The 16,901-nt window shown below is 64.4% G+C and carries 13 protein-coding genes and 1 pseudogene; 6 read left to right on the top strand and 8 right to left on the bottom strand.

The annotated features are described in order from the left end of the window. Positions 1-48 precede the first annotated feature (48 nt). On the bottom strand, positions 49-873 hold the full coding sequence (locus ACVMDN_RS39165) for an ABC transporter permease (protein ID WP_057015392.1): 825 nt from the start codon (positions 871-873) through the stop codon (positions 49-51). Next, entirely contained in the window at positions 870-1,676 is an 807-nt protein-coding gene (locus ACVMDN_RS39160; RefSeq protein WP_076824748.1) for an ABC transporter ATP-binding protein, read from the bottom strand. The genes ACVMDN_RS39165 and ACVMDN_RS39160 overlap by 4 nt, the downstream gene beginning before the upstream one ends. A gap of 141 nt (positions 1,677-1,817) precedes the next feature. Here ACVMDN_RS39160 and ACVMDN_RS39155 point away from each other — a divergent pair, with 141 nt between their 5' ends. Then, the gene (locus tag ACVMDN_RS39155; RefSeq protein ID WP_076824632.1) at positions 1,818-3,137 is read left to right on the top strand and encodes an ActS/PrrB/RegB family redox-sensitive histidine kinase; all 1,320 of its coding nucleotides are present in this window, start codon (positions 1,818-1,820) and stop codon (positions 3,135-3,137) included. 134 nt (positions 3,138-3,271) lie between these two features. Further along, positions 3,272-3,826 carry an ActR/PrrA/RegA family redox response regulator transcription factor gene (locus ACVMDN_RS39150; RefSeq protein ID WP_016845514.1) on the top strand — a complete coding sequence of 185 codons (555 nt, stop codon included), beginning with the start codon at positions 3,272-3,274 and terminating at the stop codon, positions 3,824-3,826. A 326-nt stretch (positions 3,827-4,152) separates the two neighbouring features. Here ACVMDN_RS39150 and ACVMDN_RS39145 read toward each other — a convergent pair whose 3' ends face one another. Next, positions 4,153-4,638 carry an MmcB family DNA repair protein gene (locus ACVMDN_RS39145; protein ID WP_076824630.1) on the bottom strand — a complete coding sequence of 162 codons (486 nt, stop codon included), beginning with the start codon at positions 4,636-4,638 and terminating at the stop codon, positions 4,153-4,155. A 217-nt stretch (positions 4,639-4,855) separates the two neighbouring features. Here ACVMDN_RS39145 and ACVMDN_RS39140 point away from each other — a divergent pair. Continuing rightward, positions 4,856-6,557: pseudogene (locus ACVMDN_RS39140) on the top strand (alpha-amylase family protein). Here the strand turns inward: ACVMDN_RS39140 and ACVMDN_RS39135 are convergent. Further along, positions 6,545-8,152, bottom strand: coding sequence for an alpha-amylase family glycosyl hydrolase (locus ACVMDN_RS39135; protein WP_076824626.1), 1,608 nt, complete (start codon positions 8,150-8,152; stop codon positions 6,545-6,547). The pseudogene ACVMDN_RS39140 and the gene ACVMDN_RS39135 overlap by 13 nt on opposite strands. 120 nt (positions 8,153-8,272) lie before the next feature. Then, on the bottom strand, positions 8,273-9,085 hold the full coding sequence (locus ACVMDN_RS39130) for an RMD1 family protein (RefSeq protein ID WP_057015413.1): 813 nt from the start codon (positions 9,083-9,085) through the stop codon (positions 8,273-8,275). Positions 9,086-9,261: 176 nt separating this feature from the next. Between ACVMDN_RS39130 and ACVMDN_RS39125 the strand changes: the two genes are divergently transcribed. Beyond that, positions 9,262-9,930: an MBL fold metallo-hydrolase gene (locus ACVMDN_RS39125; protein ID WP_076824624.1), complete on the top strand. Its 669-nt coding sequence runs from the start codon at positions 9,262-9,264 to the stop codon at positions 9,928-9,930. On the opposite strand, the gene ACVMDN_RS39120 is transcribed toward ACVMDN_RS39125, so the two are convergent. Both ACVMDN_RS39120 and ACVMDN_RS39115 read right to left on the bottom strand, forming a co-directional pair. Beyond that, the gene (locus ACVMDN_RS39120; RefSeq protein WP_057015412.1) at positions 9,931-11,106 is read right to left on the bottom strand and encodes an extracellular catalytic domain type 1 short-chain-length polyhydroxyalkanoate depolymerase; all 1,176 of its coding nucleotides are present in this window, start codon (positions 11,104-11,106) and stop codon (positions 9,931-9,933) included. A gap of 210 nt (positions 11,107-11,316) precedes the next feature. After that, a complete protein-coding gene (locus ACVMDN_RS39115; protein ID WP_076824622.1) occupies positions 11,317-12,723 on the bottom strand; it encodes an MFS transporter in 1,407 nt (468 codons plus the stop codon). Between the two features lie 272 nt (positions 12,724-12,995). On the opposite strand from ACVMDN_RS39115, the gene ACVMDN_RS39110 reads away from it, so the two are divergent. Next, positions 12,996-14,237 (top strand): LLM class flavin-dependent oxidoreductase, encoded by a 1,242-nt coding sequence (locus ACVMDN_RS39110; protein ID WP_076824620.1) that lies wholly within the window; start codon positions 12,996-12,998, stop codon positions 14,235-14,237. A gap of 481 nt (positions 14,238-14,718) precedes the next feature. Here the strand turns inward: ACVMDN_RS39110 and ACVMDN_RS39105 are convergent, their stop codons facing one another. Beyond that, a complete protein-coding gene (locus ACVMDN_RS39105; RefSeq protein ID WP_076824619.1) occupies positions 14,719-15,561 on the bottom strand; it encodes an SDR family NAD(P)-dependent oxidoreductase in 843 nt (280 codons plus the stop codon). A 179-nt stretch (positions 15,562-15,740) separates the two neighbouring features. Here ACVMDN_RS39105 and ACVMDN_RS39100 point away from each other — a divergent pair, with 179 nt between their 5' ends. Then, positions 15,741-16,703 carry a sensor histidine kinase gene (locus tag ACVMDN_RS39100; protein WP_057015384.1) on the top strand — a complete coding sequence of 321 codons (963 nt, stop codon included), beginning with the start codon at positions 15,741-15,743 and terminating at the stop codon, positions 16,701-16,703. The last annotated feature ends 198 nt before the right edge of the window (positions 16,704-16,901 follow it).

The following is a 16,901-nucleotide window of genomic DNA, read 5'->3' as shown; positions in this document are numbered from 1 at the left end:
GGGGGCGATATCGGGCTAAAAGGCCGAGAATCCACGAGAAAGTGACATTTATTCACCACCGCCGAGCAGCGACCCGTTGCGCTTGGCGCTCTGCAAAAGGGCAAGGAAGATCGCAAAAGAGGCAGCGAACAGGAACGCGTTGATGACCAGCGCCCACGCCATCAGGTCGGCGCGGAAGACGTGATCGATCAGAAGCGAGCGCATGCCTTCGAACACATAGGTCGGCGGCAGCGTCCAGGCGACAGCTTGCAGCCAGGCCGGCAGCACCTCGACCGGATAGTAGATGCAGGCGAGCGGCATCACCGCGAACATCAGCGTCCAGACGATGCTTTCCGCCCCTAACCCGTTGCGCAGCACGAGGCCCGAGGCGAACACGCCGACCGACCAACTCGTGAAGATCAGATTGCAGAAGAACGCGATCAGCGGCAGCCCGATGGCGTAGAAGTTGAAGCCGAAAAAGAACAGCGCCAGCAGCGTCATCGGGATCACGCCGATGGCGAGCCGGATCAGGCTCATGATCATCAGCGAGAGCAGGAATTCGATCGGCTTCAGCGGGCTCATCATCAGGTTGCCGAGGTTGCGTGCCCACATCTCCTCCAGGAACGAGATCGAGAAGCCGAGCTGCCCCCGGAACAGGATGTCCCACAGGATCACGGCACCGATCAGCGTGCCGCCCGCCTTGGCGAAGAAGCCGGATGCCTGCGAGATGTAATTCTGCAGGAAGCCCCAGGTGATGATCTGCAGTGCCGGCCAGTAGACCAACTCCAGGAGCCGCGGCCATGACGACATCAGGAGATACCAATAGCGCAGCACCATCGCGTTGATGCGTTGCAGTGAAATGGTGTGCTGGTGCTGGCTGACGAGTTCGCTCATGGTGTGTCCTCTGGCGCGCCCTCCCGCACCCGGCCGCGCGCCACGTCGAGAAACACCTCTTCCAGCGTGTCGCGGTTGTAGCGCGCCATGATCCGGTCGGGGCTGTCGTCGTCCTCGATCTTGCCGCGCTTCATGATGATGACGCGGTCGCAGAGGCGCTCGACCTCCAGCATGTTGTGTGACGCCAGCAGGATGGTCGCGTTATGGGTCTTGCGATAGGTCTCGAGATGCTGCCGCACCCAGTCGGCGGTATCCGGGTCGAGCGAGGCGGTCGGCTCGTCGAGCAGCAAGAGGTCCGGCTCGTTGATCAGCGCCTTCGCCAGCGCCACGCGGGTCTTCTGCCCGGCGGAGAGCTTGCCGTTGGAGCGGTCGAGGAATTCCTTGAGATCGAGATCGTCGGCGAGCTGGTCGATCCGCTCACGCAAACGCTGCACGGCATAGAGGCGCCCGAAAATGGTCAGGTTCTGCCGCACCGTGAGCCGCATCGGCATGTCGACGTAGGGGCTTTCGAAGTTCATCCGGCCGAGCACGTCGTAGCGCTGCTCGGGGATTCGTGCACCGAGCACCTCGACGCTGCCCGAGGTCGGCAGCACCAGGCCCATGATCATCGCGATCGTCGTGGTCTTGCCGGCGCCGTTGCCGCCGAGCAGGCCGGTGATGCTGCCGCGCGCGATGCGGAACGAGATGTCGTCGACCGCGCGGGTGGTCTTGTAGACCTTGACCAGATGCGCAACGTCGATCGCGGCCGACTCGCCTTGTTCAGCCGCCGGAGCTTGCCTCTGACCTGTCCCGACCTGTTGCATATGGCCGTCATTGAGCCATTGCGACAATAAGCGCAAGGCTCGGCGGTAATTAAAGGCTTGGCGGTAATTAAAGGCTCGCCCCGCATCGTTGCGCTAAGTCGCGAATTTGTGCGCCGCCCACGGCACAGCTAAGGTCCCGGGATGACCGACGTCGCTTCCGATTTCCGCCAACCCCGCCGCTACGTCCGCCTGGATACGATCCTGCGGCTGCGCTGGCTCGCCGCGCTCGGCCAGCTCGTCGCCATCTTCATCGTGGCGCAGGGACTGGAATTCGACGTTCCGATCGTCCCATGCGTCACCATCGTGACGTTCTCGGCGCTGCTCAATCTGGCGCTGCAGATCGCCTTCAACCCGATGCAGCGGCTGGAGCCGGCCTATGCCGCCGCCCTGCTCGCCTTCAACATCGTCGAGCTCGGCGGGCTCCTGTACTTCACCGGCGGATTGCAGAACCCGTTCTCGTTCCTGTTCCTGGCACCGGTCCTGATCTCGGCCACCGTGCTGCCGATCCGGCTGACGATAGCGCTCGGCTGCCTTGCGGTCGCCTGCGCCTCGGCGCTGTTCTTCTACCATCTGCCGCTGCCTTGGGACGCCGACGATCCCTTGGTGCTGCCGCCGATCTATTTGATCGGCGTCTGGCTTTCGATCCTGCTCGCGATCGGTGTCACCAGTCTTTACGCATTCCAGGTGACGGAGGAAGCGCGCCAGCTCTCCGATGCGCTGGCCGCGACCGAACTGGTACTGACACGCGAACAGCACCTGACTCAGCTCGACGGCCTCGCCGCCGCCGCCGCGCATGAGCTCGGAACGCCGCTGTCGACGATCTTCCTGATCTCGCGCGAGCTCGAGAAGACGGTGCATGACGCGGCGATCGCCGGCGACCTCAAGACCCTGCGTGAGCAGGCGCAGCGCTGCCGCGACATCCTGAGCAAGATCGCGCAATTGTCATCGAGCGGTGCGCCGTTCGACACCATGAAGCTGTCGACCTTGATCGAGGAGGCGGTGGCGCCGCATCGCGATTTCGGCATCAACATCAAGGTGCGGCTTGCTGTCGCAGCAACGCCTGAACCGGTCGCCGCGCGCAATCCGGCGATCCTCTATGGCGTCGGAAACATTCTCGAAAATGCGGTCGATTTCGCGCACCAGACCGTCGAGGTGAACGCGTGGTGGAACGCCGAGACCGTTGAAGTCGTCGTCTCCGACGACGGTCCGGGCATCGCGCCCGACATGCTGAAGCGGATCGGCGAGCCGTATCTGTCGCGTCGCCGAGGTGCGGATGAGGCCCAAAACCCACGTGGGGGCCTCGGTCTGGGCGTTTTCATCGCAAGGACGCTGCTGGAACGCACTGGCGCCAAGGTGTCGTTTACCAATCGCACCTTTCCCGATCACGGCGCCGTGGTGCAGATCGTCTGGCCGCGCGAGCGCTTCGAGGAAGCCGCGCCTGGCGACGAAACCGAATCCTAAGAACGATTCTTAATCGCGACCCTGGCATTACGGATGCATTGCTCTTTCCGGACAAGCACGCGACTTTCGGCTGCCTTGGCAGCGCCGCAGTAGGACCACATATAATAGGGGTCTGCCACAGGGAAAAATGGATCGTGAACGCCATCACTGAACTGAATGACCATGCCGACCGCTCGCTCCTCATCGTCGAGGACGACAAGCCGTTCCTGGAACGCCTGTCGCGCGCGATGGAGACGCGGGGTTTCGCGGTGAAGTCATGCGACACGGTATCTGATGGTCTCGCCGAGATCGGCCGCGCCGCGCCCGCTTTCGCAGTCGTCGATCTTCGCCTCGGCGACGGCAACGGCCTCGACGTCGTTTCGGCGTTGAAGCGCAAGCGCCCCGAGGCGCGCGCGATCGTGCTGACCGGCTACGGCAACATCGCCACCGCCGTCACCGCGGTGAAGATGGGCGCCGTCGATTATCTCTCGAAGCCCGCCGACGCCGATGACGTCGTCGCCGCGCTGCTCGCGACCGGCACCGAGAAGTCCGAGCTGCCGGCCAATCCGATGTCGGCGGACCGCGTGCGCTGGGAGCACATCCAGCGCATCTACGAGATGTGCAACCGCAACGTCTCGGAGACCGCGCGCCGCCTCAACATGCACCGCCGCACCTTGCAGCGCATCCTCGCCAAGCGCGCCCCGCGGTAAGCGATACTTCATTTGCTTTCGCGATGGCCGGGCTCCTCCCGGCCATTTGCTTTTGTAGGGTGGGCAGCTTCGTAGGATGGGTGGAGCGAAGCGATACCCATCCTCTCTCCCGGTGTCCCGAAGCTGATGGGTTTCGCTTCGATCTACCCATCCTACGGAATCCAACAAGCTGTCCGTCACCCTCAGGAGCGCGCCCTTGCGCGCGTCTCGAAGGGTCGACGGCCACCAGCCCGGCCGAACCATCCTTCGAGGCTCGCTCCGCTCGCGCCCCCGGCGACAAAGGCGAGGCCTTTGCGCGGGATGACGGGGCAACAGCATGTTATTCGCTAAAACTCGGCGTGCCCCTGCGGATCGACCAGCCGGTTGATGCGCTGCGCCGCGGCCATGGCAAAGCGCACCGTCATCGCCTTGCGGGTGGCCGCCGGCAGCCGATGCTCCGGCGCCTCGCAATGCAGATGCGCGCCATAGGCGTCGGCGATGATCAAACCGGTGTCGACGGGAAAGATCTCGCACGGCAGATCCTGCGTGAAGGCGAAGAACAGCCGGTCGCAATGCATCCGGTAATCCTGCCATTTCTGGTCGGCGCGCAGATCCTCGACCGATGACTTGATCTCAACGATCCAGATCTCGCCGCGCTCGTTCAGCGCGACCAGATCGGCTCTTCGGCCGGACGGCAGCGGCAATTCGCTGATGCAGGAAAATCCCAGCGATCTCAGAAGCCTCGCCGTGCCGCGCGCGATCGCAAGCGCAGTCTCCGACTGGCGTCGGTCGGGCGCGGGCACAAGCGCGATCTGGCGGGCGGATGAGTCCATAGAGCGAAGATTAGCCGATTCCACGAGCGCATGATCCGGAAAAGTGGAAGCCGGCTTTCCGCGGAGATCATGCTCCCACCGATAGAGCGCGGCAGCGTCAGGCCGGCACGGAGCGTTGTCCGGCTCCGTTGCGGGACGGCGCTCCACAGGAACCCGTCGCCGCCTCACCGCTTATCCTCCCGGCCGCCGCCACAGGTGGACTGGTGAGGATTGCCTGGTGATCGACGACCTCTGGTACAAGAACGGAGTGATCTACTGCCTGTCGGTTGGCACCTACATGGATGCCAACGGCGATGGCATCGGTGATTTCAGCGGTCTGCTCCGGCGCCTGGACTATTTGCACGGGCTCGGCATCACCGCGATCTGGCTGATGCCATTTCAGCCTTCGCCCAACAGGGACGACGGCTACGACATCTCGGATTATTACGACGTCGATCCGCGCTACGGCACGCTGGGCGATTTCGTTGAATTTACCCATGGCTGCCAGCAGCGCGGCATCCGCGTCATCATCGACCTCGTCGTCAATCACACCTCGGATCAGCACGACTGGTTTCGATCGGCGCGCAGCTCGAAGGACTCGCCGTACCGCGATTGGTATGTCTGGTCGGACAGGAAGCCCGCCAATGCCAACACCGGCATGGTGTTTCCCGGCGTTCAGAAATCGACCTGGACGCGCGACAAGCAAGCCGGCGCCTGGTACTTTCACCGCTTCTACGATTTCCAGCCGGACCTCAACACATCGAACCCGCATGTGCAGGCCGAGATCCTCAAGATCATGGGGTTCTGGATTCAGCTCGGCGTCTCGGGCTTCCGCATGGACGCCGTGCCCTTCGTGATCGCGACCAAGGGCGCCTCCAGGCGCAAGCCGGTCGAGCAGTACGACATGCTGCGATCGTTTCGGGAATTCCTGCAATGGCGCCAGGGCAACGCGATCATCCTCGCTGAAGCCAACGTATTGCCCGAGACGGACATGGAATATTTCGGGCGTGACGGCGACCGGATGCACATGATGTTCAACTTCCATGTCAATCAGCATCTGTTCTACGCGCTGGCGTCGGCGGATACGAAGCCGTTGGCGAAGGCACTGACGGCGACCAAGCCACGGCCCGCGACCGCACAATGGGGCTTGTTCCTGCGCAATCATGATGAACTCGACCTCGGCCGCCTGTCGAAGCCGCAGCGCGAAACGGTGTTCGAGGCATTCGGTGCCGACAAGAGCATGCAGCTCTACGACCGGGGCATCCGGCGACGGCTTGCGCCCATGCTGGGCGGCGACCGCCGACGCATCGAGCTCGCTTACAGCGTGATGTGCACGCTTCCCGGCACGCCCGTGATCCGCTACGGCGATGAGCTCGGCATGGGCGACAATCTCGACCTGCCCGAACGCGGTTGCGCGCGCACACCGATGCAATGGTCGACCGAGCCACACGCCGGCTTCACCGAGAGCGATCGGCCATGTGTGCCCGTCATCGACAATGGACCGTATGGCTATGAGCACGTCAACGCGGCCAAGCAACGGCGCGACCCCCAATTCGATGCTGAACTGGACCGAGCGCATCGTCCGCATGCGCAAGGAAGTCCCCGAGGTCGGCTGGGGAGATTTCAAGGTTATCGCAAGCCGCAATCCCGCCATCCTGATCATCCGCTACGACTGGCGTAACAACTCGGTGCTGTTCGTGCACAACTTCGCGGAAAAGCCGCTCGAGATATCGTTCAACGTCGGTCTGCCCGACGACGCCGGCAAACTCCTCGTCAATCTCCTGACCGAGGACCACAGCCGCGCCGACGAGGCCGGTCGCCACAAGCTTCTGATCGAGGCCTACGGCTATCGCTGGTATCGGGTCGGTGGGCTCGACTATCTGCTCAAGCGCAGCGACATCGATACCATGGAGCCCCGCACCCGGCGTCAATCGTCCTGATGTGGTCCGAGGATCACGCCCTCATTGGGGCGCAGATCGAGCACGCCTTCGACCTTCTCGCCCTGCCGGTCCATCAAGGTCGACAGCAGGACCTCATTGCTGAAGCCGATCGCGCTCGAGGAGACCGACGCGGCGGCCGCGCCGAAGTTCAGCGCGATCACGGCGACGCCCTCAGTGCTGCGCCGCCGGTAGAGCAGCACATCACCGTGCGCCGCCACCGGCTCATAGCTGCCATGGACGAGCTGCGGCAGCCTTCGCCGCAGCGCGATCAGCGCCTTGTAGAGATTGAGGATCGACGTCCTCTCGGCTTCGAGACTTGCGACATTGTCGCTGGCAAAATCCTGCGCCAGCGGCAGCCACGGCGGAGCCGTCGAGAAGCCGGCATGGCGCTCGGCGCTCCATTGCATCGGAGTGCGGCAGCCGTCACGGCCGACGCCGATATCCGGCACGTTCTTCTCGAAGGGGTCGCGCACCTGATCCGGCGCAATCGCAACCTGACGCATGCCGATCTCGTCGCCGTAATAGAGCGTAGGCGTGCCGCGCAGCGTCAGCAGCAGCATCGCGGCGACCGGCGCCTGCGCCGGCCCCACCCGGCTCGCCACCCGCGGCCGATCGTGGTTGCCGAGCACCCAGTTCGGCCATGCCCCCGGCGGCAGCGCCTTTTCGTAGTCGGCGATGATCATCTCGACCGATCGCGCGCTCCACAAGGTCGACAGCAGCGCAAAGTTGAACGGCATCTGCGCGCCGCGCAGATCGTTGCCGTAATAGGCGACCAGCCGATGCAGCGGCAGATAGATCTCGCCGATCAGCACGCGGTTGTCGAATTCCTCGGTGACGCCGCGCATCTCGGTGATGACGGTGTGCACCTCGAGCTGATCGGTCGAATATTGCGTCAGCAGCTTCTCGTGCGGCGGTCGGCCCGCGCGATAATGCGGGTTTGTCGGGTTATCGCGGAAGTCGGCATCCTTGATCAGGTGCCAGATCACGTCGACGCGAAAACCGTCGACACCCTTGCGCAGCCAGAAGCGCATCACGTCGTAGATCGCGTCCCTGACCTCGCGATTGCGCCAGTTGAGATCGGGCTGCTGCGCGAGGAAGGCGTGATAATAGTATTGGCCTGAGGCCTCGTCATACGCCCAGGCGCTGCCGCCGAACTCGGACAGCCAGTTGTTGGGCGGGCCGCCGTCCGGCGCCGGATCGCGCCAGATGTACCAGTCGCGCTTAGGGTTATCGCGCGAGCTCTTCGCCTCGATGAACCATTGGTGCTGGTCGGATGTGTGGTTCGGCACCAGATCGAGGATCAGCTTGAGGCCGGAATCGTGCGCGGCCGCGACCAGCGCGTCGAAATCCTCCATCGTCCCGAACAGCGGGTCGATGCCGGTGTAATCGGAGATATCGTAACCGAAATCGGCCATCGGCGACGGGAAGATCGGCGACAGCCAGACCGCGTCGACGCCAAGCCGCGTCAGATAGGGCAGCCGCGTGATGATCCCCTTGAGATCGCCGACGCCGTCACCGTCGCTATCCGCGAACGAGCGCGGATAGACCTGATAGAAAATGCCGCGCCGCCACCAGTCCCTGCTGTCCTGATCCATCCCGTCCCCCCAAGCTCGCAGCCCGGCCCAGGCCGCTCCGCGCCCGGAGTGGCCGATCGGCTCAGGGATGACGCACAATTCGGGACGGAAAGATGGCCGGATTCGGCCGCTGTAGCCCGTTCAATGCCGGGCCATCGCCAGCTGATAGATGGTGATCAGCACCTCGAACAGGATCAGGAAGACGATGATCAGCTCCAGCCGCAGCGAGCGGCTGGTGTCGATGATGTCGGTCAGCACCTGCGCGGTTTCGGCGACGACTGCGAGCTTGCGGTTCAGCGACTCCGCACGCTCCTTCAATTCATACTCGTCCTCGAGCCGTGCGTAGAGGCGCTCGAGCTGCGGCTTGTCCCAGAGGATATCGGGCTTCTCCGACACTTCCACCGGCCCGGCCACGCGATGCCGCACCAGCAGCGCGTTGCCGATGTGCTTGAGGATCGCAACGCGGCCGCGATGGACGCGGCCGCCCTTGGCGAGCTCACGCGCAAGCGGCTCGGTCGTGTCGAAGACTGCCCGGACCTCGCGCTCGTGCCGCGCCAGCACCACGCTTTTCGCCAACGCCTCGCCGACCAGGATCAGCCGCTCCGGCGAGAGGCCCTGCAGATAGATCGGGCCGCCCGGCGGAATCTGATCCTCCTTCTCGGCGGCGAGCTCGATGATTGCGATCTCCTCCTCGCGCCGCGTGAACAGGCCGGTCATGCGCGACTGCAGGCTGCGCAGGAATTCATCCTCCTCCAGCGCATTGAGGCCGATCAGCACGACGACGCCGTAGCGGAACAGGATCGCCACGCCGTTTTCATTGACGCGAAACGCCAGCGGCGTCGTGGCCAGCACGTCGCCGCGCTCGAGGCCCGACGTGTTGATGCGATCCGCGACGAAGAAGGCGCGCGCGGTGGTCCGGGGTCCGCCGAGCGGTGATTTGGAAGCCTGGGTCATGAAGTTCCGGACTGCGAGGACTTGAATCATGATCGAGAGCAGCCGCGTACCGGCCCGCTCACGAACTTCTTCTGCTGGAGGTTGACCTTATCACGGTCCGTTTTGGGATCACACGCCGGGGCAGCCGCATTTCCAGCGCGTGTTGACGGCGTTTCCCGGAAGCCTATGGTGCCCCCATGAACGAGACAACCGACACCAAACCGAAGGCCGGCGCGATCATCGTGCCGGTGACGCTGTTCGAGCAGAACTGCACCATCATCTGGCACGAGCCCACCAAGAAGGCCGTGGTGATCGACCCGGGCGGCGACGTGCCGAAGATCCAGGCCGCGATCAAGCAGACCGGCGTGACGGTCGAGAAGATCTGGCTGACCCACGGTCATATCGACCATGTCGGCGGCGCCGCCGAACTGCGCGACGCGCTGCAGGTCAAGATCGAGGGCCCGCATATCGCCGACAAATATCTGCTCGACAATGTCGTCTCGAGCGGCGCGCGCTTCGGCATGACCGGGGTGCGCAATTTCGGGCCTGACCGCTGGCTCGATGAGGGCGATCAGGTCTCGATCGGCGACCTCACCTTCGACATCCTGCACTGCCCCGGCCACTCACCGGGCAGCGTGGTGTTCTTCAACAAGGAGCTGCGCTTCGCCCATGTCGGCGACGTGCTGTTCGCCGGCTCGGTCGGACGCACCGATTTGCCCGGGGGCAGCCACCCGACCCTGATCCAGTCGATCAAGGACAAGCTGCTGCCGCTCGGCGACGATGTCGGCTTCATCTGCGGCCATGGCGCCGGATCGAACATCGGCCAGGAGCGGATGACGAATCCGTTCCTGACCGGCGAGATGTAGCTACTTCATCAGCCCCGCGGCGGTGAGCGCCCGCGTGATGACGCCGCCGACATCGACACCCTTGCTCCGTCGCTTGCGCGGCCGATCGCTCTTGCGGCCGGATGCCACCTCCGGCTCGGCCGCGGGCACCGGTACCGTCATCGAGACCGTGTCAGCGCGCTCGCGCGGAATTCCGGTCGGCGCGATATGCGGCTGACGGACCTTGTCGGTCAGGCCGAAGAAGCTCGCGATGTGATAGGAGGAGGAGATCCCGGCCTCGATCAGGAACGCGCCCTCCACGCCATAGCGCTCGTCATTGTCGGCAAGCCCGAGCGGCGTGCCATGCGCCATGTCGGCGATGGTGTAGGACTCGACCAGCGTTTCGCCGTCGGCGTTCCACCACACCTCGCGCGGATGGCCGTCGACATCCGCCTTCGACATCGCGGCAAGCGGCAGGCCGTGCACGTCGAGCCACTGCCGCACGATTGCATCGGCATTGCCGGGATGCACGGTGCGGTCGGCACTGCCGTGCCACACCGAAATCTTCGGCCAGGCGCCGCCATGCGTCGACGCGTTGCGCACCAGACCGCCGAGCTCGGGCGCGGAGAGCGCGCTGCCATGCATCATCGCGTGCAGCGCTTCGCGCAGATCGGTGGCGACGCCGAACGGCAGGCCGGCGATGATGGCGCCGGCCGCGAACACATCCGGATAGGTCGCGAGCATGACCGAGGCCATCGCGCCGCCGGCGGACAGACCCGTCACATAGATGCGGCGCGGGTCGATCTCATGCGTGCCGACCAGATGCGCGATCATCTGCCTGATCGACGCGGCCTCGCCCTGCCCGCGCGCGATGTCTTGCGGGTTGAACCAGTTGAAGCAGGTGTTGCCGTTGTTCAACGCCTGCTGCTCCGGCATCAGCAGTGCGAAGCCGTAATGCGCCGCAAGCGCCGACCAGCCGGCACCGAGATCGTAGGACGCTGCAGTCTGGCCGCAGCCATGCAGCACCACGACGAGCGCGGGTGACCGCGCCAGCTGCGCGGGCACGAACGAGAACATCTTCAGATCGCCGGGGTTGACGCCGAATTCGGTCGTCTCGACGAGCGGCGTCGGCACGGCCGGCGCGAGTGCGCCAAGGCCGCTGAACGCGTTCATCTTCGGCAGATGACGCAGAAATTCGACGTTGTTGATCAGGGACAACAGCAACTCCTGAGGTGATTTGGTCTTCTGTGTCACCCGATCAGATAATTGCTGCACTGCAAAATGAAAAGGCCGTGTGCTGTCTTTCCCTGCGGAATTTGTGAGAATCGGCGTTAATGCGTGATCGCGCTGCGAGCCGGCCGAAATAGTTGCCATAGCACCTTGTTTGAGCACCAACTTTTCAGGAATGCGCGCCGCGTGGCGCCGGATTCACGCCGTGGCGCGGCGCATCCATGACAGAAATGCGGCTGAAATTGCGATCGACAGCACAAACAATGCGCATGCCGCAAACAGCGCCAGACGTGCTGACATCGTACTCTCGATTGCGAAGAAGACTGCGCCGATCGCGGCAACGCCGGCCGCGTTGCCGATCTGCGTCGTCGTGCCGTACATGCCGGAGCCGGCACCGGCGCTGGCGGGCCGCACGCTCGCGAGCACCGCGCTCGACAATGGCGCCATGACAAGCCCCTGGCCGTAGCCGAAGATCATCAGCGCCAGCGCGAGCAGCAGTGCCGACGGTGCCGCGACCACCTCAATTGTCGCGACGAGCACGGCGAGACCGACGATCTGCAGCGCACAGCCCTCGATCAGCACCAGCGTGCCGCGATGCCTTGCGCGCACGCCGCTGTGACGCGAGGCAACCACGAAGGTCAGCGCCAGCGGCACGAACACCAGCCCGGCCTGTAGCGGCGGAATCTGCAAGCCCTTCTGCATGAACATGGTCATGATCAGGTAGAACGACAGGTTGGCGAAGAAGAAGAAAAACACCGCGACCAGGCCGCGCATGAAGGCGCGATCCGACAGCAGCGACAGATCGATCAGCGGCATGCCGCCGCGGCGCGCGACGGACCGCTCGAGCCGCACGAAGGTCGCGATCACAGCGATGCCCACGGCCATCACCAGCCAGACCCATGCCGTCCAGTTGAGATCATGGCCAAACAGCAGCGGACCGATCAGGCACAGCAGGCCCGCGAACAGCACGATCGCGCCCGGGATATCGAGCCGCGTGCCGGCCCGGCGCGGCACCGTCGGCATGATCTTCAATGCCGCCGCGATGATGACGACGCCGCACGGCACGTTGACGAAAAACACCGCGCGCCAGCCGAGCCCGGCGAGGTCGAGCGTCACCAACACGCCGCCGAGCATGAAGCCGGCGGCGCCGGCGAGCCCCAGCACGATGCCGTAGATGCCGAACGCCCGCGCGCGGGCGGCGCCCGAGAACAACAGATGCAGCGTCGCCAGCACCTGCGGCACCATCAGCGCCGCGGTCGCACCCTGCGCCAGCCGGGCGATGATCAGCTCTGGTCCGGACTGCGCGAGACCACACCACAGCGAGGTCACCGAGAATCCGGCGACGCCGGCGATGAACACGTTCCTGGTGCCATGGATGTCGCCAAGCCGGCCGCCGGTGACCACCAGCGTGGCATAGGCGATCAGGTAGATCGCGATCACGGCCTCGATCTCTGCCGGCGTCGCGTGCAGCTCCGCCGCGATCGTCGGGATCGCGACGTTGACGATGAAGGCATCGACCCCGAACATGAATTGCGCCGACACTACGATCGCCAGCACCCACCAGCGGCGGGACGTGTCCGCTCGCGTCGAAACGATCTGGTGCATGTCCTGTCCTGCCCGAAATGACGTTATAGCGGACATCAGCAGATTCCGGTCATCGCTTCGATTACCTGCGAGGTAAGCCCGGGATCACAGACGCTCGAGCCCCGGCTGCCAATTTGCGTTGACGCGCTAGGAAACATTCCGGACGGCGGCAATCGCCGCCGATTTGCGCAACAACCATGCGACCGCCGCAACCCCCGAGCATTGCCTTGCCCCGGGCCACCCCGTAGGTTGGCGGAAAGCCCCCGATAACAATAGTCCGGAGAGAACGACCCATGGCGCGCCTCAAGTTCGGAGCCTTCCTCGCCCCGCATCACCCGATCGGCGAGCATCCGATGCTGCAATTCCGCCGCGACCTCGATTTCGTCGAGCAGCTCGACGCGCTCGGTTACGACGAATTCTGGTGCGGCGAGCACCACTCCTCGGGCTGGGAGACCATCGCCTCGCCGGAAATGTTCCTGGCCGCCGCCGGCGAGCGCACCAAGCGCATCAAGCTCGGCACCGGCGTGGTCTCGCTGCCCTATCACCACCCCTTCAACGTCGCGCAGCGCATGGTGCAGCTCGACCATATGACCGGCGGCCGCGCCATCTTCGGCTCCGGCCCCGGCGCGCTCGCTTCCGACGCCCACACGCTCGGCATCGACCCGATGACCCAGCGCGATCGCCAGGACGAGGCGATCGCGGTGATCCGCCGCCTGTTCAACGGCGAGCGCGTCACCGCCAAGACTGACTGGTTCGAGATGCACGACGCCGCGTTGCAGATCCTGCCGCTGCAGGAGGACATGCCGTTCGTGGTGGCCTCGCAGATCTCGCCGTCGGGCATGACGCTCGCCGGCAAATACGGCATCGGCATCATCTCGCTGGGCTCGATGTCGACCCAGGGCTTGATGGCGCTGCCGCAGCAATGGCAGTTCGCCGAGGATGCCGCCAAGAAGGCCGGCACCACGGTGAGCCGCGCCAACTGGCGCGTGCTGCTGTCCTGGCACATCGCCGAGACCCGCGAGCAGGCGCGGCGCGAGGCCGGTGCCGGGCTGATGCGCTGGCACAACGAATATAACGTCGGCACCCTGATGCGGCCGGGCCTGACCGCGTTCTCCTCGCCCGATGAGGCCGTCGACAAGACCGCGTTCGTCGAAGGCGCCGCGTCCACCATCGGCACGCCGGATGATCTGATCAAGATGATCAAGAACCTGGTCGATGTGTCGGGCGGCGTCGGCTCGATCATCGGCTTCGCGCACGACTGGGCCAATCCGGAAAATACCCGCCGCAGCTGGGACATGGTCGCGCGCTATGTCGTGCCCGAGATCAATGGCTATATCGACGGCCTGCGCAAGTCGCGCCAGTTCCTGATCGACAACCGCGCCGTGTTCGAGCGCGCCGGCCAGGCTGTCATGGCCAAGATCATGCAGAACGACAAGGCCGCCGCCGCCCTCCAGCAAACCGGCCCCGGCCGCGTCGCGATCCCCGCCGTGAACGCACCGGATCTTACTAAGGCCGCGGCGAAACAGAAGGCGTGATTTGTGATCCTTCCTGGAGGAAGAAAAAGCGCTGGAGGAAGAAAGAACGCCAGCTCGCGCCACACCCACCGCCGTCGTCCCGGCGCAGGCTGGGACCCATACGCCGCGGCGGGTGTTGTGAAAGGGGCTCGTCCTTCCAGCATTGGGCAACAATCACCATTCGTGGTTATGGGTCCCGGCCTGCGCCGGGACGACGGTGGGGATGGTTTGCGCTTCAAACGCCAAACAATGCGGCGTCATCACCCGCACATGCCGCGTGCGAGTGAGACCATTCGGGTGTGTCAAGGTCGTAAGCCCGATGACCGCGCGCAACCAACTCTTCGATCGCGGACGATTTCCCCGTTCCAGACATGCCCGTGATCAAGACGCGCTTCATGCATTTTCCTCGCCCTGAGGGAATCGGCAGCGCACGCTATGGATTACTCCCGCCTTCGCCAATGCTTCTGCGGACAAGTCGCTCCACTCGCAATGACGGATGCTGCTACCCCGCGCCCTGATCGAACGCCTTGCGCAGCGCGACGTAGCCCGCCTGCTGCTGGCTCCAGTTGCGGCCGCCGGTGATGGCGCCGTCGATGACGAGGTCATGGCCGTTGATGAAACTCGATTCGTCGCTCGCCAGGAACACCGCGGCATGCGCGATGTCGTCGGGCAGTCCGGCGCGCGGGATCGGCTGCGCCGCCTTGTAGACCTCGCGCATCACGGCCGCGGTCTTCTCCGCCGCTTCCGTCGACAGCCCGAGCGCCTTGCCGAAAATGCCGGTAGCGATCGCGCCGGGCGAGATCGAGTTGACGCGGATGCCGGACTCGCCGAGCTCCATCGCCACGCATTTGGTGAAATGAATGACCGCGGCCTTCGCGGCGCCATAGACCATCGACGACGAGAAGCCGGCGAGCCGTCCGGCGATGCTGCCATTGTTGATGATGCTGCCGGAGCCCTGTTTGCGCATGTAGGGCGCGGCATGCTTCATGCCGAGCATGACGCTGCGCACCAGCGTCGCCATCGCGGCATCGAACCGCTCGACGTCGAGGCCTTCGATGCCCCCGGTCTGCGCCGGGCCGCCGGCATTGTTGAACAGGCAGTCGATCCGGCCGAACTTCTCAACCGCAAGCGCGATCAGCGCCTGCATCTGTTCCTCGACCGTGACGTCGGTCTGACGGAACACGCAGGTCTCGCCGAGCTGTTGCGCCAGTGCCTCGCCCTCCGGCGCGCGGCGTCCGGCAATCACCACCTTCGCGCCCTCCGCGACAAAGATCTCCGCCGTGCGCAGCCCGATGCCGCTGGTCGCCCCTGTGATCACCGCGACCTTGCCGTTCAGCCGTCCCATGTCGGTCCCCTCAACTTACGTATGATGTTGCGGATATTCCCCAGCTCCTGCTGCCAATACAAGTACTTGCAAGCCGCCACGGTCGCGAGGTCCGCCTGTGGCCAGAAGGCCACTACTGCGGTTTTTCGGTCGCAGCGGCCTTATTTTGGGTCGCCTGTTCACGTGAACTGGAACGACCGATGGCGAAGTGGATCGACGATTTCAGGGCGTGTTGGCGGGGCGATGCCCAGCCGTCGGTGCGGCTTGCGGTCGCCTTCGCGGTGCTTTGTCTCGTTTTGGCCACGGCCGCGCGCTTCGGGCTCGCCCAGATCCGGCCGGATGTGTTCTTCACGCCCTATTTCCCGGCGGTGTTCTTTGCCACCGCCCTTGGCGGTTTCCGGATCGGGATCGCGACCGCGCTGGCGAGCGGCCTGCTCGGCGTCGTGCTCAATTTCAGCGGCGCGCACGCCGATCCGGCACGCTTTGCGCTGCTGATGATCTTCTGGGTTGTGTGCGGCATCGCGATCTGGGGCGTCGAGCATTACCGTTCCCTGGTCGCACAGCAGCGCGAAGTTTCCAAACGGCTGATCGAGGAAGAGCAGTACCGCAAGGTGGTGGTCGACGAATTGCAGCACCGGCTGAAGAACAAGTCCTCGACCATTCACGCCGTGCTGCATCAGGCGCTGCAGGACCGGCCCGATGTCTGGCAGCGCATCGACCATCGCATCCGCGCGCTCTCGGCAACCGACGATCTGATCGCGCGGGTCGACGGCTATGGCTGCGATATCAAGGATTTGCTGCGCTCGGAACTCGGGCCCTACGGCCACGTGCGGTTCAACCTCAATGGCGAGCAGCTGTTCCTGCCCGCCAAGCTCGCCGTCTCGCTGGCGCTGATCTTCCATGAGCTCGCAACCAACGCCGGAAAATACGGCGCCTTCTCCTCGCCGCGCGGATTTTTACAAGTGTCATGGACGGTCGACGACGGACGTCTCAACGTGATCTGGGACGAGACCGAGGGACCAGTGGTCGAGACGATCGGCGAAGCCGGCTTCGGCACCAAGCTGCTCAAGTCGGCGCTGCGGCCGTTCGACGGCAAGACCGAGATCAGTTACCTGAAGACCGGTGTTCACTGCACCATGCAGTGCAAGCTTCCGAGCTGTTGATAAGTCGGCTTTCCGGCACACGCGCATGTGTTGATGCAACCGCGCGCAGCGCAATCGCTTTCACCAGCGGTCGCGGCCGACATTGATACTCTGTTAATGACGATTGCCGCGACGGCTTGCGAAAGCCGTCGCGGTCTCATTCTGTCACGGCATTTCGCAGGTCCGCTTAACCAAAACTACAACGGACTTTGCCAAGGT

The organism is Bradyrhizobium sp. USDA 4510 (assembly GCF_054059095.1).
The sequence above is the reverse complement of the archived record's forward strand: the minus strand, read 5'-3'. Positions and strand labels throughout refer to the sequence as shown.

Coding starts and splice junctions, on each gene's coding strand:
- ACVMDN_RS39135 (WP_076824626.1), bottom strand. CDS start 8,152: ATGGATCAGGACAGCAGGGACTGGTGGCGGCGCGGCATTTTCTATCAG.
- ACVMDN_RS39110 (WP_076824620.1), top strand. CDS start 12,996: ATGGCGCGCCTCAAGTTCGGAGCCTTCCTCGCCCCGCATCACCCGATC.
- ACVMDN_RS39100 (WP_057015384.1), top strand. CDS start 15,741: ATGGCGAAGTGGATCGACGATTTCAGGGCGTGTTGGCGGGGCGATGCC.
- ACVMDN_RS39125 (WP_076824624.1), top strand. CDS start 9,262: ATGAACGAGACAACCGACACCAAACCGAAGGCCGGCGCGATCATCGTG.
- ACVMDN_RS39145 (WP_076824630.1), bottom strand. CDS start 4,638: ATGGACTCATCCGCCCGCCAGATCGCGCTTGTGCCCGCGCCCGACCGA.
- ACVMDN_RS39155 (WP_076824632.1), top strand. CDS start 1,818: ATGACCGACGTCGCTTCCGATTTCCGCCAACCCCGCCGCTACGTCCGC.
- ACVMDN_RS39115 (WP_076824622.1), bottom strand. CDS start 12,723: ATGCACCAGATCGTTTCGACGCGAGCGGACACGTCCCGCCGCTGGTGG.
- ACVMDN_RS39130 (WP_057015413.1), bottom strand. CDS start 9,085: ATGACCCAGGCTTCCAAATCACCGCTCGGCGGACCCCGGACCACCGCG.
- ACVMDN_RS39105 (WP_076824619.1), bottom strand. CDS start 15,561: ATGGGACGGCTGAACGGCAAGGTCGCGGTGATCACAGGGGCGACCAGC.
- ACVMDN_RS39160 (WP_076824748.1), bottom strand. CDS start 1,676: ATGCAACAGGTCGGGACAGGTCAGAGGCAAGCTCCGGCGGCTGAACAA.
- ACVMDN_RS39165 (WP_057015392.1), bottom strand. CDS start 873: ATGAGCGAACTCGTCAGCCAGCACCAGCACACCATTTCACTGCAACGC.